This window comes from Pseudomonas sp. JE3303 (genome assembly GCF_056312565.1).
Genome location: NZ_JBWGIF010000019.1, coordinates 1 through 14,147 on the forward strand (window position 1 = coordinate 1; position 14,147 = coordinate 14,147).

The 14,147-nt window shown below is 63.0% G+C and carries 14 protein-coding genes, 1 rRNA gene and 1 pseudogene; 14 read left to right on the top strand and 2 right to left on the bottom strand.

Annotated features, from left to right (window positions below; translation table 11 throughout):
- The 4 genes from rrf to AC0ZZU_RS22685 form a co-directional block, all read left to right on the top strand.
- Positions 1-77: ribosomal RNA gene (gene rrf, locus AC0ZZU_RS22670) — 5S ribosomal RNA — on the top strand; the annotation flags it as partial.
- Between the two features lie 135 nt (positions 78-212).
- Positions 213-872, top strand: coding sequence for a paraquat-inducible protein A (locus AC0ZZU_RS22675; protein ID WP_476343511.1), 660 nt, complete (start codon positions 213-215; stop codon positions 870-872).
- A complete protein-coding gene (locus AC0ZZU_RS22680; RefSeq protein ID WP_476343512.1) occupies positions 859-1,482 on the top strand; it encodes a paraquat-inducible protein A in 624 nt (207 codons plus the stop codon). The genes AC0ZZU_RS22675 and AC0ZZU_RS22680 overlap by 14 nt, the downstream gene beginning before the upstream one ends.
- Entirely contained in the window at positions 1,475-3,775 is a 2,301-nt protein-coding gene (locus tag AC0ZZU_RS22685) for a PqiB family protein (RefSeq protein ID WP_476343513.1), read from the top strand. Before AC0ZZU_RS22680 ends, AC0ZZU_RS22685 begins: the two co-directional genes overlap by 8 nt.
- A gap of 135 nt (positions 3,776-3,910) precedes the next feature.
- On the opposite strand, the gene rpsT is transcribed toward AC0ZZU_RS22685, so the two are convergent.
- Positions 3,911-4,189 (bottom strand): 30S ribosomal protein S20, encoded by a 279-nt coding sequence (gene rpsT, locus AC0ZZU_RS22690; protein WP_158459828.1) that lies wholly within the window; start codon positions 4,187-4,189, stop codon positions 3,911-3,913.
- 251 nt (positions 4,190-4,440) lie between these two features.
- Here rpsT and murJ point away from each other — a divergent pair, with 251 nt between their 5' ends.
- The 6 genes from murJ to ispH all read left to right on the top strand — a co-directional run bounded on the left by murJ (position 4,441) and on the right by ispH (position 11,776).
- Positions 4,441-5,979, top strand: a complete 1,539-nt coding sequence (gene murJ, locus AC0ZZU_RS22695) for a murein biosynthesis integral membrane protein MurJ (RefSeq protein ID WP_476343514.1) — start codon at positions 4,441-4,443, stop codon at positions 5,977-5,979.
- A 118-nt stretch (positions 5,980-6,097) separates the two neighbouring features.
- Entirely contained in the window at positions 6,098-7,048 is a 951-nt protein-coding gene (gene ribF / locus AC0ZZU_RS22700) for a bifunctional riboflavin kinase/FAD synthetase (RefSeq protein WP_476343515.1), read from the top strand.
- Entirely contained in the window at positions 7,045-9,876 is a 2,832-nt protein-coding gene (ileS, locus tag AC0ZZU_RS22705) for an isoleucine--tRNA ligase (RefSeq protein WP_476343516.1), read from the top strand. Before ribF ends, ileS begins: the two co-directional genes overlap by 4 nt.
- Positions 9,869-10,384: a signal peptidase II gene (gene lspA / locus AC0ZZU_RS22710; protein ID WP_476343517.1), complete on the top strand. Its 516-nt coding sequence runs from the start codon at positions 9,869-9,871 to the stop codon at positions 10,382-10,384. Before ileS ends, lspA begins: the two co-directional genes overlap by 8 nt.
- Positions 10,377-10,814: an FKBP-type peptidyl-prolyl cis-trans isomerase gene (fkpB, locus tag AC0ZZU_RS22715; protein ID WP_158459833.1), complete on the top strand. Its 438-nt coding sequence runs from the start codon at positions 10,377-10,379 to the stop codon at positions 10,812-10,814. Before lspA ends, fkpB begins: the two co-directional genes overlap by 8 nt.
- Before the next feature lie 14 nt (positions 10,815-10,828).
- The gene (gene ispH, locus AC0ZZU_RS22720; protein ID WP_158459834.1) at positions 10,829-11,776 is read left to right on the top strand and encodes a 4-hydroxy-3-methylbut-2-enyl diphosphate reductase; all 948 of its coding nucleotides are present in this window, start codon (positions 10,829-10,831) and stop codon (positions 11,774-11,776) included.
- Positions 11,777-11,890: 114 nt separating this feature from the next.
- Here the strand turns inward: ispH and AC0ZZU_RS22725 are convergent.
- Positions 11,891-12,238: pseudogene (locus AC0ZZU_RS22725) on the bottom strand (GspH/FimT family pseudopilin); the annotation flags it as partial.
- 139 nt (positions 12,239-12,377) lie between these two features.
- Between AC0ZZU_RS22725 and AC0ZZU_RS22730 the strand changes: the two are divergent.
- The 4 genes from AC0ZZU_RS22730 to AC0ZZU_RS22745 are packed head-to-tail and all read left to right on the top strand — an operon-like array spanning position 12,378 to position 14,116.
- Entirely contained in the window at positions 12,378-12,572 is a 195-nt protein-coding gene (locus AC0ZZU_RS22730) for a type IV pilus modification PilV family protein (protein WP_476343518.1), read from the top strand.
- Positions 12,569-13,231, top strand: a complete 663-nt coding sequence (locus tag AC0ZZU_RS22735) for a PilW family protein (RefSeq protein WP_476343519.1) — start codon at positions 12,569-12,571, stop codon at positions 13,229-13,231. Before AC0ZZU_RS22730 ends, AC0ZZU_RS22735 begins: the two co-directional genes overlap by 4 nt.
- Positions 13,228-13,707, top strand: a complete 480-nt coding sequence (locus tag AC0ZZU_RS22740) for a pilus assembly PilX family protein (protein ID WP_476343520.1) — start codon at positions 13,228-13,230, stop codon at positions 13,705-13,707. Before AC0ZZU_RS22735 ends, AC0ZZU_RS22740 begins: the two co-directional genes overlap by 4 nt.
- 1 nt (position 13,708) lies before the next feature.
- The gene (locus tag AC0ZZU_RS22745; RefSeq protein WP_476343521.1) at positions 13,709-14,116 is read left to right on the top strand and encodes a type IV pilin protein; all 408 of its coding nucleotides are present in this window, start codon (positions 13,709-13,711) and stop codon (positions 14,114-14,116) included.
- Positions 14,117-14,147 lie beyond the last annotated feature (31 nt).

The window sequence follows — 14,147 nt, forward strand, 5'->3', positions numbered from 1 at the left end:
CCGAACTCAGCAGTGAAACGATGCATCGCCGATGGTAGTGTGGGGTTTCCCCATGTGAGAGTAGGTCATCGTCAAGATTCATTTCGCAAAACCCCTATCTGCGCGAGCAGGTAGGGGTTTTGTCTTTGCGGGCGGCTCATAGCTGTTGGTCGATTCCCACAATCGGCCTCAGAACACTAGAATAGAGCCTCGCATCCATTCAGAATCCTTCTATGCCCAACCCTGTCGAACCTCGAACGCTCGCCGATCGGCCACTGGATGACCTGGTCGCCTGTCACGAGTGCGACCTGCTGATGAGCAAGCCGACGCTGCGCAATGACGAGAAAGCCCACTGCCCTCGTTGTGGCTACGAGCTGTTCGCTCATCGTCACAACGTCGTCAATCGCAGCCTGGCCCTGGTGCTCACTGCATTGCTGCTCTACGTGCCGGCCAATTTCCTGCCCATCATGCAACTGCATTTGCTTGGCCAGAGCGCTGACGACACGGTGTGGAGTGGGGTAGTCGGACTCTACAACGCCGGCATGCAGAGTGTTTCCCTGGTGGTCTTCCTTTGCAGCATGGCCATTCCCTTGCTCAAGCTGCTGTGTCAGTTGGCAGTGCTGCTGAGCATCCGCCTGGGCGTAGGGCGCAGCCTCGGCCTCCTGCTCTATCGGATTTATCATCATTTGCGCGATTGGGGCATGCTTGAGGTCTACCTCATGGGCGTGCTGGTGGCGATCGTCAAGCTCGCCGACATGGCCGAGCTCAGCTTGGGCCTTGGCCTTTTGTGTTTTATCAGTCTGTTGCTGGTCCAGGTCTGGCTGGAAGTGGTGATGTCGCCACACCAGATCTGGGTCGCCTTGTCGGGAGAAGATGCGCATGCGGGCGATTGATGCGGGCATTCTGGTCTGCAATGAATGCCATGAACTGAATCGCCAGGAGCCCGAAAGCCGTTCGCAGAGCTGCACCCGCTGTGGCGCGATCGTGCATGGACGCCGGCCGAACAGCATCCTGCGCACATGGGCACTGCTGATTACCGCATCGATTCTCTACATACCGGCCAACGTATTGCCGATCATGACCGTGAGCAGCCTGGGGCAAGGCACCCCGGACACCATCATGTCCGGGGTCATCAGCCTGATGCAGCACGGCATGCTGCCAATCGCGGCGGTGGTGTTCGTCGCCAGTATCCTCGTCCCCACCTTCAAGCTCGTGGGGATCGGCCTGCTGCTGTATTCGGTGCAGCGCCACCAACCGCTGTCCGCGCGCCAGCGGATCTGGATGTATCGGTTCATCGAATTCATCGGGCGCTGGTCGATGCTCGACATCTTTGTCATCGCCATTCTGGTGGCCGTGGTGAATTTCGGCCGGATCGCCAATGTCGAAGCCAATCTGGGCGCTGTCGCATTTGCCAGTGTGGTCATCCTGACCATGTTTGCTGCATTAACTTTTGATCCCCGACTGATCTGGGATAACACGGAGTCGGACGACGACAATGAGTGATTTGCCTAAGGCCAAAACCCGCCCAGCATCCAATTGGTCGGCCATCTGGATTCTTCCCCTGATCGCTCTGATCATCGGCGGTTGGCTGGGCTGGCAGGCCTATCGGGCTGCTGGCGTGAGTATCGAAGTGCGTTTTGAAAGTGGTGAAGGCATCGTCGCCAACAAGACCGAGGTTTTCTACAAAGGCATGTCGGTGGGCAAGGTCAAGAGCCTGGTGCTCGATGCCGAGGGCAGCACCACTGGTGTCATCGCCACCATCGAGATGAACAAGGAAGCCGAACCCCATCTCAATACCGGGACGCGCTTCTGGCTGGTCAAGCCCAGCGTCACGCTCGCCGGTATCACCGGGCTCGAGACATTGGTGTCAGGCAACTACATTGCCGTGAGCCCGGGGGAGGGCGAACCAACCCAGCGCTTCACCGCACTTGCCGTCGCCCCGCCATTGTCCGACAGTACCCCGGGGCTGCATCTGACGCTCAAGGCAGATCGTCTCGGCTCGCTGAACCGCGACAGCCCAGTGTTCTACAAGCAGATCCAGGTAGGCCGGGTGAAGAGCTATCGACTGTCCGAAGACCAGGATACCGTCGAGGTCAAAGTGTTCATCGAGCCTGCCTACGCCAAGCTGGTGCGCAAGCACACGCGATTCTGGAACGCCAGTGGCGTCAGCATCGATGCGAGCCTGTCAGGGGTGAAGGTGCGCAGCGAATCGTTGTCGAGCATCGTTGCCGGGGGTATCGCCTTCGCCACCCCCGAGCATCGCAAGGACAGCCCTGCTACCGATCCAAGCCTGCCGTTCCGTCTTTATGAAGACTTCGATGCGGCGCAGGCGGGCATCCGCATCAGGGTCAAGCTGACTGACTTCGAAGGCCTGCAGGCTGGGCGTACGCCAGTGCTCTACAAGGGCATCCAGATCGGCTCGTTGAAAACCCTGAAGATAGACAGCGACCTCAGCAGCGCCATGGCCGAGATCACGCTTGATCCGCTGGCCGAGGACTACCTCGTCGACGGTACCCAGTTCTGGGTGGTCAAGCCATCCATCTCGCTGGCTGGCATTACCGGTCTGGAAGCCCTGGTGAAAGGTAACTACATCGCTATCAGGCCGGGTGACAAGGGTGCCTTGCCTCGGCGCGAGTTCGAGGCGCGGGCCAAGGCGCCGCCTCTGGACCTGAAGTCACCGGGTCTGCACCTGGTGCTGTCCGGCGAAAACCTGGGTTCGTTGGATGTGGGCAGCCCTGTGCTCTACCGCCAGGTCAGGGTGGGTAGCGTGCAAAGCTACCAGTTCGCCAAGAACAGCAAGCGTATCCTCATCGGGGTGCATATCGAGCCGGAGTACGCCAACCTGGTTAACGGCTCCACGCGGTTCTGGAACGCCAGCGGAATAACCCTGACAGGCGGGCTGTCGGGTATCCAGGTCAAGAGTGAATCCCTGCAGAGCCTCATGGCCGGGGGCATCGCGTTCGAGACGCCCGAGCAGAATGTCGCCCTGAAACGGCGTATTCCTCGTTTCCGTTTGCATGAAAGTCAGGATGCAGCGAATCGTACCGGCACGTCCATCACCATTCGCGTAGACCGTGCTGACGGACTCAAGCCGGGAACACCCATCCGCTTCAGGGGGCTGGATGTCGGCCAGGTCGAAAGCGTGGACCTGACTCAGGACCTGCAAGGCGTACTGCTGCGTGCCCGCATCACTGAAGTGCCGGAGCGCATCACTCGCCAAGGCACGCGCTTCTGGGTGGTCAAGCCAGCCCTGGGCCTGGTGCGTACCGAGAACCTTGAGACGCTGGTGACTGGACAGTACCTCGAAGTGCAGCCCGCAGCCCGGAGTGGGGGAGTGCAACGTGAGTTCACCGCCCTGAACCAGGCGCCAGAGCTCAAGGAAGAACCCGTCGGCTTGCCGCTCACGCTGAGTGCGCCACGCCGGGGCTCGATCAAGCCTGGAGTGCCCGTGACCTACCGCGAAGTGGCGGTCGGCAAGGTAACCGGCTTCGAGCTGGGACAGACCGCGGACCGTGTACTCATCCACGTGCTCATCGAGCCACGCTACGCAACGTTGGTTCGCGGGGGCAGTCGCTTCTGGACCAGCAGCGGCTTCGGCTTCGATTTCGGGTTGTTCAAGGGCGCTTCGGTGCGTACCGAATCACTCGAGACCTTGATTGAAGGTGGTATTGCGTTCGCTACGCCTGATGGCGAGAAGATGGGTAACCCTGCCCGGCCGCAGCAGACGTTTGCCCTGTTCGACAAGCCGGAAGAGGAGTGGCTGATCTGGGCGCCGAAGATTTCGATCGCACAGTAAGGCGATGACTGCGGGCCCTTGAATCCGGGGCCTGCAGTCAAGGTTGTCTGTTCAGCAAGAGACTGTTTTTCCCGATAGCAAATCGCAGGCAATAAAAAACCGACCCTAAGGTCGGTTTTTTAACAAGCGTGTCGCTTAGGCAGCTGCAGTTTCTTTCAGCGCCTTGATGTGGCCATTCAGACGGCCTTTATGGCGAGCAGCCTTGTTCTTGTGGATGATGCCTTTATCGGCCATACGGTCGATAACTGGCACAGCCAGGATGTAAGCAGCTTGCGCTTTTTCGGCGTCTTTTGCGTCAATGGCCTTGACTACGTTTTTGATGTAGGTACGGACCATGGAACGCAGGCTGGCGTTGTGGCTGCGACGCTTCTCAGCCTGTTTTGCACGTTTCTTGGCGGAAGGTGAGTTGGCCACCGTCGAGCTCCTTGAAAGACTTTTGGATAAATAGCGAACAAAATAGGCCGCGAATCATGCCGATCAGTAGACCGGTTGTCAAGGCCAGCTGCAGAGATCTGCCGAGTGGTCCTGATGCAGAGTGGAAAGATTCCTTTCTGCGCCGTGACCTGTACACTCGGGAGTTTTGGCTCCCCTGCAATGAGCGGGAGAGTATCGCATACTCGGGCGCTGCCTGGCAGCGCTCTCTGTCTTCAGGCTGAAACTTTTCCATGAACCTGCTCAAATCCCTGGCCGCAGTCAGCTCTATCACAATGATTTCCAGGGTTCTGGGCTTTGTTCGGGACACGATCCTTGCACGGATTTTCGGTGCCGGAGTCGCCACCGACGCCTTTTTCATCGCGTTCAAGTTGCCAAACCTGCTGCGCCGCATCTTTGCAGAGGGTGCTTTTTCCCAGGCCTTCGTGCCGATCCTGGCCGAGTACAAGACCCAGCAGGGCGAGGAAGCGACCCGCACATTCATTGCGTATGTCAGCGGGTTGCTGACCCTGGTGCTGGCGGTGGTCACCGCGCTGGGCATCCTGGCCGCCCCCTGGGTGGTATGGGTCACGGCGCCAGGGTTTGTCGACGATGCAGAGAAGTACCAGCTGACCACCGACCTGCTGCGGGTGACCTTCCCCTATATATTACTGATCTCGCTGTCGTCGCTGGTGGGCGCCATCCTCAATACCTGGAACCGTTTCTCGGTCCCTGCGTTCACGCCGACCTTGCTCAACGTGGCGATGATCGGCTTCGCGGTATTCCTCACGCCCTACTTCGACCCGCCCATCATGGCGCTCGGCTGGGGCGTGCTGGCCGGCGGCCTGGCGCAGCTGCTGTACCAGCTGCCACACCTGAAGAAGATCGGCATGCTCGTGCTGCCACGCCTGAACCTGCGCGATACCGGTGTGTGGCGTGTGCTCAAGCAGATGCTGCCGGCCATCCTCGGGGTGTCGGTCAGCCAGATCTCGCTGATCATCAACACCATCTTCGCCTCGTTCCTGGTGGCGGGCTCGGTGTCCTGGATGTACTACGCCGATCGCTTGATGGAGCTGCCCTCCGGGGTGCTGGGCGTGGCCCTGGGCACTATTCTGCTGCCAACCCTGGCCAAGACCTATGCCAACCGCGACCGGCATGAGTATTCGCGGATTCTCGACTGGGGCCTGCGCCTATGTTTCCTGCTGGTGCTGCCGTGTACCCTGGCCCTTGGGATTCTTGCCGAGCCGCTGACCGTCGCGCTGTTCCAGTACGGCAAGTTCACCGCCTTCGATGCCGCCATGACCCAGCGCGCGTTGATCGCCTATTCGGTGGGTCTGCTGGCGATCATCCTGGTCAAGGTACTGGCACCGGGTTTCTACGCACAGCAGAACATCCGCACGCCGGTGAAGATCGCCATCTTCACGCTGATCTCCACGCAGTTGCTCAACCTGGTGCTGGTCGGCCCGTTGCAGCACGCAGGCCTGGCCCTGGCCATCAGCATTGGCGCCTGCCTCAATGCCGGCCTGCTGTACTGGAAACTGCGCCAGCAGCAGCTGTTCCAGCCCCAGCCGGGCTGGGGCCTGTTCCTGCTCAAGCTGGTACTGGCCGTCACCCTGATGTCGGCAGTGCTGCTGGCGGGCATGCATTACCTGCCAGCCTGGGAGGAGGGCGGCATGCTTGAGCGTTTCATGCGCCTGGGTGCCTTGATCCTGGCCGGCGTGGTGACCTATTTCGGATGCCTGTTCCTGTGCGGTCTGCGCCCACGGCATTTTGCGCGCAAGGCCCTGCACTGAGGCGAGTGCGGGGTCAGGCGTCGGTTTTTCGCATTCCACACGCCGCTGTGGTGCTGCTGCCTGTCGTCAGCGCCCGGGTGTGGTTATAATCGACCACTTTATGAGCAAGAAGCGCGTTATGCAGCTGGTTCGAGGTCTTCACAACCTGCGCCCCGAGCATCGGGGCTGTGTCGCCACCATTGGCAACTTCGACGGGGTTCACCATGGCCACCAGGCAATCCTGGCGCGTCTGCGCGAGCGTGCGCGGGAGCTCGGGGTGCCCACCTGCGTCGTCATCTTCGAGCCGCAGCCGCGCGAGTACTTCGCACCGGACACCGCGCCGGCCCGTCTTGCACGCCTGCGCGACAAGATCGACCTGCTCGCCGCCGAAGGCATCGACCGGGTGCTGTGCCTGGCCTTCAACCAGCGGCTGAGCAAGCTGAGCGCCCGGGCGTTCGTCGAAGCCATCCTGGTCAAGGGCCTGGGTGTGCGTCACCTTGAGGTCGGCGATGATTTCCGCTTTGGCTGCGACCGCGCGGGCGACTTCGCCTACCTCGTCGAGGCTGGACGCGAGCACGGCTTCAGTGTCGAAGCCGCGCGCACCGTCGAAGAGGACGGCCTGCGAGTCAGCAGCACCGAAGTGCGCAAGGCCCTGGCCGCCGGTGACTTCGCCCTGGCCGCGCACCTGCTGGGCCGTCCGTACCAGATCAGCGGCCGGGTGCTGCACGGTCAGAAGCTCGCCCGTCAGCTGGGCACGCCGACCGCCAACATCCAGCTCAAGCGCCGCCGCGTGCCGCTCAGCGGGGTCTACCTGACCAGCGCCGAGATCGACGGCAAGGTCTGGCCGGGCGTTGCCAACATCGGGGTCAGGCCCACCGTCGCAGGTGACGGGCGGCCACACCTCGAAATACATCTCCTGGATTTCGCCGGCGATCTTTATGGCCGGCGCCTGACGGTGGACTTCCACCAGAAGCTGCGTGAAGAGCAGCGTTTCGCCTCTCTGGAGGCGCTAAAGTCGGCGATCGATGCGGATATCGCCGCCGCACGTGCCCATTGGCACGCTCAACCGCTAACGAAGAGCCTGAAATGACCGACTACAAAGCCACGCTTAACCTTCCGGACACCGCCTTCCCCATGAAGGCCGGCCTGCCTCAGCGCGAACCGCAGATTCTGCAGCGCTGGGACAGCATTGGCCTGTACCAGAAGCTGCGCGAGATTGGCAAGGATCGTCCGAAGTTCGTACTGCACGACGGCCCGCCCTATGCCAACGGCAAGATTCACATCGGTCATGCGCTGAACAAGATCCTCAAGGACATGATTGTCCGTTCCAAGACCTTGTCCGGTTTCGACGCGCCTTACGTTCCGGGTTGGGACTGCCACGGCCTGCCGATCGAGCACAAGGTCGAAGTGACCCACGGCAAGCACCTGAGCCCCGACCAGACCCGCGAGCTCTGCCGCGCCTACGCCGCCGAGCAGATCGAAGGGCAGAAGACCGAGTTCATCCGCCTGGGCGTACTGGGTGACTGGGACAACCCGTACAAGACCATGGAATTCGCCAACGAGGCCGGTGAAATCCGCGCCCTGGCCGAGATGGTCAAGCAGGGCTTCGTGTTCAAGGGCCTGAAGCCGGTCAACTGGTGCTTCGATTGTGGATCGGCCCTGGCCGAGGCCGAGGTCGAGTACGCCGACAAGAAATCCCAGACCATCGACGTCGCCTTCCCGATCGCCGATGCCGACAAGCTGGCCGCCGCCTTCGGCCTGGCCAGCCTGTCCAAGCCAGCCTCGATCGTGATCTGGACCACCACCCCGTGGACCATCCCGGCCAACCAGGCGCTCAACGTGCACCCTGAGTTCGCCTATGCCCTGGTCGACACCGGCGAAAAACTGCTGGTAATCGCCGAAGAGCTGGTCGAGTCGTGCCTGCAGCGCTACGGCCTGGAAGGTTCGGTCGTGGCCACCGCACCGGGTTCGGCACTGGAGCTGATCAATTTCCGTCATCCGTTCTACGATCGCCTGTCGCCGGTGTACCTGGCCGACTACGTCGAGCTGGGCGCGGGTACCGGGGTCGTTCACTCGGCGCCTGCCTATGGCGAAGACGACTTCGTGACCTGCAAGCGCTACGGCATGGTCAACGACGACATCCTGACCCCGGTGCAGAGCAACGGTGTGTACGTGCCGTCGCTGGAGTTCTTCGGCGGCCAGTTCATCTGGAAAGCCAACCCGGCCATCGTCGAGAAGCTGGGCGAAGTCGGTGCTCTGCTGCACACCGAGACCATCAGCCACAGCTACATGCACTGCTGGCGCCACAAGACCCCCCTGATCTACCGCGCCACCGCGCAGTGGTTCGTCGGCATGGACAAGCAGCCGAGCACCGGCGAGCCCCTGCGCGAGCGTGCGCTCAAGGCCATCGAAGAGACCAGGTTCGTACCGGCCTGGGGCCAGGCGCGCCTGCACTCGATGATCGCCAACCGTCCTGACTGGTGCATCTCGCGCCAGCGCAACTGGGGCGTGCCGATCCCGTTCTTCCTGAACAAGCAGACCGGCGAGCTGCATCCGCGCACCGTCGAGCTGATGGACGAAGTGGCCAAGCGCGTCGAACTCGAGGGCATCGAAGCCTGGTTCAAGCTGGACGCCGCCGAGCTGCTGGGTGATGAAGCCGCCGAGTACGACAAGATCACCGACACCCTGGACGTGTGGTTCGACTCCGGTACCACCCACTGGCACGTGCTGCGCGGCTCCCACGATATCGGCCACGCCACCGGCCCGCGTGCCGACCTGTACCTGGAAGGTTCCGACCAGCACCGTGGCTGGTTCCATTCCTCGTTGCTGACCGGTTGCGCGATCGACAACCACGCGCCGTACCGCGAGTTGCTCACCCACGGCTTCACCGTGGACGAGAACGGCCGCAAGATGTCCAAGTCGCTGGGCAACACCATCGAGCCGCAGAAGGTCAATGACACCCTGGGTGCCGACATCCTGCGCCTGTGGGTCTCGGCCACCGACTACTCGGGCGAGATGGCCGTGTCCGAGCAGATCCTGCAGCGTAGCGCCGACGCCTACCGGCGTATCCGCAACACCGCGCGCTTCCTGCTTTCCAACCTGTCGGGCTTCGACCCGGCCCGCGACCTGCTGCCGGCCGAAGACATGCTGGCGCTCGACCGCTGGGCGGTCGACCGTGCGCTGCTGCTGCAACGCGAGCTCGAAGAGCACTACAGCGAATACCGGTTCTGGAACGTGTACTCCAAGATCCACAACTTCTGCGTGCAGGAGCTGGGCGGCTTCTACCTCGACATCATCAAGGACCGCCAGTACACCACCGGCGTCAACAGTGTCGCGCGCCGCTCGTGCCAGACCGCGCTGTACCACATCAGCGAGGCACTGGTGCGCTGGATCGCACCGATCCTGGCCTTCACCGCCGACGAGCTGTGGCAGTACCTGCCGGGCGAGCGCAACGAGTCGGTCATGCTCAACACCTGGTACCAGGGCCTGACCGAGCTGCCGGAAGGCATCGAGCTCGACCGCGCCTACTGGGACCGCGTGATGGCCGTCAAGGCTGCGGTCAACAAGGAACTGGAGAACCAGCGCGCGGCCAAGGCCATCGGTGGCAACCTGCAGGCCGAAGTGACCCTGTTCGCCGACGACGCCCTGAGCGCCGACCTCGACAAGCTGGGCGACGAGTTGCGCTTCGTGCTCATCACCTCTGCCGCCAGCGTGGTGCCGTTCGTCCAGGCGCCTGCCGAAGCCGTGGTGACCGAGGTCGAAGGCCTCAAGCTCCAGGTGGTCAAGTCGGGTCATGCCAAGTGCGGCCGTTGCTGGCACTTCCGCGCCGATGTCGGCGCCAATCCGGAGCATCCGGAAATCTGCACCCGTTGCGCTGAAAACATCAGCGGCCAGGGCGAGGTGCGCCACTATGCCTAACCCCGCTGCCGGGCGCTTCGGGCGCCTTGCCTGGCTCTGGCTGAGCGTGCTGGTACTGGTCCTCGACCAGGCCAGCAAGCTCTACTTCAACAGCAACCTGAGCATGTACCAGCAGATCGTGGTCATCCCCGACTACTTCAGCTGGACGCTGGCCTACAATACCGGGGCTGCGTTCAGCTTCCTGGCCGACAGCTCCGGCTGGCAGCGCTGGTTGTTCGCGATGATCGCCCTGGTGGTCAGCGCGGTGCTGGTGGTATGGCTCAAGCGCCTGGGACGTAACGAGACCTGGCTGGCCGTCGCCCTGGCCCTGGTGCTGGGCGGCGCGCTGGGCAACCTGTACGACCGCGTCGTGCTGGGCCATGTCGTCGACTTCATCCTGGTCCACTGGCAGAACCGCCATCACTTCCCGGCCTTCAACCTGGCCGACAGCGCTATCACTGTCGGCGCAATAATGCTGGCGCTGGATATGTTCAAGAGCAAGAAGTCCGAGGAAGCCGTCAATGACTGATACCCGCATTGGCCAGAACACCGAAGTGACACTGCACTTCGCGCTGCACCTGGAAAACGGCGACACCGTCGACAGCACCTTCGACAAGGCCCCGGCTGTGTTCAAGGTCGGCGACGGCAACCTGCTGCCTGGTTTCGAGGCTGCCTTGTTCGGCTTCAAGGCCGGCGACAAGCGCACCGTGACCGTGGCGCCTGAAAACGCCTTCGGCCAGCCCAATCCGCAGAACGTCCAGGTCATGCCGCGCACGCAGTTCACCGACATGGAGCTGTCCGAGGGCCTGCTGGTGATCTTCAACGACGCCGCCAATGCCGAGCTGCCTGGCGTGGTGAAAGCGTTCGACGACGCCCAGGTGACCATCGACTTCAATCACCCACTGGCTGGCAAGATCCTGAGCTTCGAGGTGGAAATCCTCGAGGTCAGGGCGTTGTAGGCCTGGAGCCGAGCATGCAAATCAAACTCGCCAACCCCCGCGGCTTCTGCGCAGGGGTGGACCGGGCGATCGAAATCGTCAACCGGGCGCTGGAAGTCTTCGGCCCGCCGATCTACGTGCGCCACGAAGTGGTGCACAACAAGTTCGTGGTCGAAGACCTTCGCGCCCGCGGCGCCATCTTCGTCGAGGAACTTGACCAGGTGCCGGATGACGTCATCGTCATCTTCAGCGCCCACGGCGTGTCCCAGGCCGTGCGCCAGGAAGCGGCCGGCCGTGGCCTGAAGGTGTTCGACGCGACCTGCCCGCTGGTGACCAAGGTGCATATCGAAGTGGCCAAGTACAGCCGCGACGGCAAGGAGTGCATCCTCATCGGTCACGCCGGCCACCCGGAGGTCGAGGGCACGATGGGGCAGTACGACGCCAGCAATGGCGGCTCCATCTACCTGGTCGAGGACGAGAAGGATGTCGCCACCTTGCAGGTGCGTGATCCGGACCGCCTGGCCTTCGTGACCCAGACCACCCTGTCGATGGATGACACCAGCCGTGTCATCGACGCCCTGCGCGCGCGCTTCCCGAATATCGGCGGCCCACGCAAGGACGACATCTGCTACGCCACCCAGAACCGCCAGGACGCCGTCAAGCAACTGGCCGACGAGTGCGACGTGGTGCTGGTCGTCGGCAGCCCCAACAGCTCCAACTCCAACCGCCTGCGTGAGCTGGCCGAGCGCATGGCGACTCCGGCCTACCTCATCGACGGTGCCGAAGACCTGCAGCGCAGCTGGTTCGACGGTGTCGAGCGGATCGGCATCACTGCCGGTGCCTCGGCGCCGGAAGTGCTGGTGCGCGGGGTCATCGCGCAGCTTCGCGAGTGGGGCGCGACGGGGGCCGAGGAGCTCGACGGGCGCGAGGAGAACATCACCTTTTCCATGCCCAAGGAGCTGCGGGTCCGCTCGCTGATCTGAGGCCATGCCTGCGCAACCGGCGTGCACCTGCACGCCCTCGCGCAGGCTGATCCTCCCGCTGGGCGCCACGACTATCCGGTAGTGGCTGTCTCCCTCCAGGCCACAGACGTGCAGCGTCCCGTTCTGGACACCGCCGCGCGCGGGGAAGGGGAGGCCCAGGCCGTTGAACCTGACCTGTCTGGCAACGGGCTGATTGCCGACGATGGTCAGCCGCCGCGAATGCCGTTTCTCCCGCAGCAACTGCTGCTCCCCTGCCAGCAGGATGCGCCAGCCTGCCCCCCAGTCCTCCTGCAGCGCTTCCACCACGACCACCCGGTTTTGCAGGACCGCATGGCTGCGCGCAATGCGCAGTGCCTGGGCGAGGTCTTGGGCGGCTGTTCGCTGTTGTAGCTCCATGCTCATGAGCGTGTAGGACGGTATTCCTATCAGTGTCAGCAGGCCCATCAGGGCCAATCCCGACATCAGCTGTATCAGTGTTGCTCCCTGTTGCCACACCGTGCATTCCTCCTGGGAAGTGCTTCGCTATAGCTTCCGTAGCCATGGACATGAGGTCCAGTCGGCAGGAAGGGCGGTTGCCCATGGAAAAATCGCAGGAGGCGCCATGAACTCGATCCGCCAGCGTGGAATGACGCTGCTTGAAGTGCTGATGACCCTGGTGGTGCTTTCGCTGGGGGTGTTTTCAACCGCAGCGCTGCAGGTGCGGGCGCTGCAGATGACCGACGAGGCCGGGCGCAGTAGCCAGGCAGCCTGGCGATCCAGCAGCGCCTTCGAGCGCACGCTGGCGCCTGCCCGATGAAGAACCAGCAGGGCTTTGGCCTGCTGGAGGTCAGTCTGTCATTGGCCCTGGGGCTGCTGTTGCTGGTAGCCGGTGGGCAGGTACTGGTATCCGCCTACCCGTCGTGGCAGCTGCAGCATGCCTCGGCGCGCTTGCAGGAGGACGCCCGCCTGGTGCTGCAGCGTCTCGCCCATGACCTGCGCATGACCGGCATGTTTGGCTGTCTCCGGCTCGAAAACGATGATTATCGTGCGCCAGGGGCTGCACAGGCCTTCGCCCGGCCGTTGCGCATCGTCCAGGACAGCGATGGACGCCTGCTGAGCCTCGAGCTGGTGGGCGGACAGTTGGCGGGGGATAGCGGCAGGCCGGACTGGGTTCTGGTGAGCGATTGCAGCACCTGGGCCCAGGTGCGTGACAAGGATCACGTACCCGGCCCCCATGAGCTTGCCTTTCCGATTCGCCGCCAGGTGTATCGGCTGGAGGGGGACCGGCTGCTGCTGGCGGGCGGAGGGCGTACCGCCGCGCTCATCGAGCAGGTGCGCGATATGCGGGTGTCGCGCGAGCGGCTGGGGGAGCACGAACGGTTGAACGTGCAACTGACCTTGTTCGACCCGCTGCAGCGTATCGAGCAGCGGTATGACATGGGTATTAGCCTGCGCAACCGGTTGCCAGGTCCGTGAGCAGGCAGCGGGGCGTCATCCTGCTGGCAAGCCTGGTGCTGATGTTAGCGTTGGGCCTTCTCGGTGCCTCGGCCTTGCAGGGCGCGTTGTTGCAGGAGCGCATGGCGGGCAATCTGGCCATGAGCCTGCGCGGGCTCGAGCAGGCCGAGGCGACCCTGGCGCTAGCTGAGACGCAGTTGCTGCTGGCACCCCCTGCGCCTTGCACCCTGTGCCTACCGCCAGTGGATGCGCATGACGATGCCGCCCGTCCAAGCCAGCCTTGGCAATCGACCAGGGACGGCTTCTACCTGCTACAGAATCTCGGCCCCAGCCTGCGTGCCGTGCACAGGCCAATCGGCAGGCCGGTCACCCTGTTCCGTATTACCGCGGTCAGCCGCGCGACTTCAGGGCGGCAGGTGCTCGAAAGCATCGTTGCCTTGGAAGAGGGCGGGGCGCCTGTGAGAATCATGTGGCGCCAGCGGCTCAGGGAGGAATGAGATGCAACCTGCGCAGCGAGGCCTGAGCCTGATCGAATTGTTGCTTGTCGTTGCCGTCGTCGGCATGCTGGCGGGCATTGCCTACCCCAGCTACAGCGACCAGGTCAGGCGTGCAGCGCGCACCGAGGCCATCGGCATGCTGCATGACAGTGCCTTGCGCCTGGAGCGCCATTATTTCCGCACCGGCCAGTACGCCGACAGCCAGGCCCAGGTGACGCCATTGCCCCTTGGCAGCCGATACTACCGGCTGGTGGCGGAGCGCGGCGGCGACGCCTTTCGTCTGATTGCCCGGCGGCTGCCGCACGCGATGATGGAGCAGGATCGCTGCGGTGATTTCGCGCTCGACCAGGCAGGGGTGCAAGGCAATCAGGGCGCGAGCGGCGACACAGCGGGTTGCTGGGGAAGCTGAAGGCTGAATGACGATTTACTTCAGGTGTTGG

What these genes read in the sequence shown, in the direction of transcription:
- AC0ZZU_RS22675 (WP_476343511.1), top strand. Translation starts at nt 213, where the DNA reads ATGCCCAACCCTGTCGAACCTCGAACGCTCGCCGATCGGCCACTGGAT.
- AC0ZZU_RS22680 (WP_476343512.1), top strand. Translation starts at nt 859, where the DNA reads ATGCGGGCGATTGATGCGGGCATTCTGGTCTGCAATGAATGCCATGAA.
- AC0ZZU_RS22685 (WP_476343513.1), top strand. Translation starts at nt 1,475, where the DNA reads ATGAGTGATTTGCCTAAGGCCAAAACCCGCCCAGCATCCAATTGGTCG.
- murJ (WP_476343514.1), top strand. Translation starts at nt 4,441, where the DNA reads ATGAACCTGCTCAAATCCCTGGCCGCAGTCAGCTCTATCACAATGATT.
- ribF (WP_476343515.1), top strand. Translation starts at nt 6,098, where the DNA reads ATGCAGCTGGTTCGAGGTCTTCACAACCTGCGCCCCGAGCATCGGGGC.
- ileS (WP_476343516.1), top strand. Translation starts at nt 7,045, where the DNA reads ATGACCGACTACAAAGCCACGCTTAACCTTCCGGACACCGCCTTCCCC.
- lspA (WP_476343517.1), top strand. Translation starts at nt 9,869, where the DNA reads ATGCCTAACCCCGCTGCCGGGCGCTTCGGGCGCCTTGCCTGGCTCTGG.
- fkpB (WP_158459833.1), top strand. Translation starts at nt 10,377, where the DNA reads ATGACTGATACCCGCATTGGCCAGAACACCGAAGTGACACTGCACTTC.
- ispH (WP_158459834.1), top strand. Translation starts at nt 10,829, where the DNA reads ATGCAAATCAAACTCGCCAACCCCCGCGGCTTCTGCGCAGGGGTGGAC.
- AC0ZZU_RS22730 (WP_476343518.1), top strand. Translation starts at nt 12,378, where the DNA reads ATGAACTCGATCCGCCAGCGTGGAATGACGCTGCTTGAAGTGCTGATG.
- AC0ZZU_RS22735 (WP_476343519.1), top strand. Translation starts at nt 12,569, where the DNA reads ATGAAGAACCAGCAGGGCTTTGGCCTGCTGGAGGTCAGTCTGTCATTG.
- AC0ZZU_RS22745 (WP_476343521.1), top strand. Translation starts at nt 13,709, where the DNA reads ATGCAACCTGCGCAGCGAGGCCTGAGCCTGATCGAATTGTTGCTTGTC.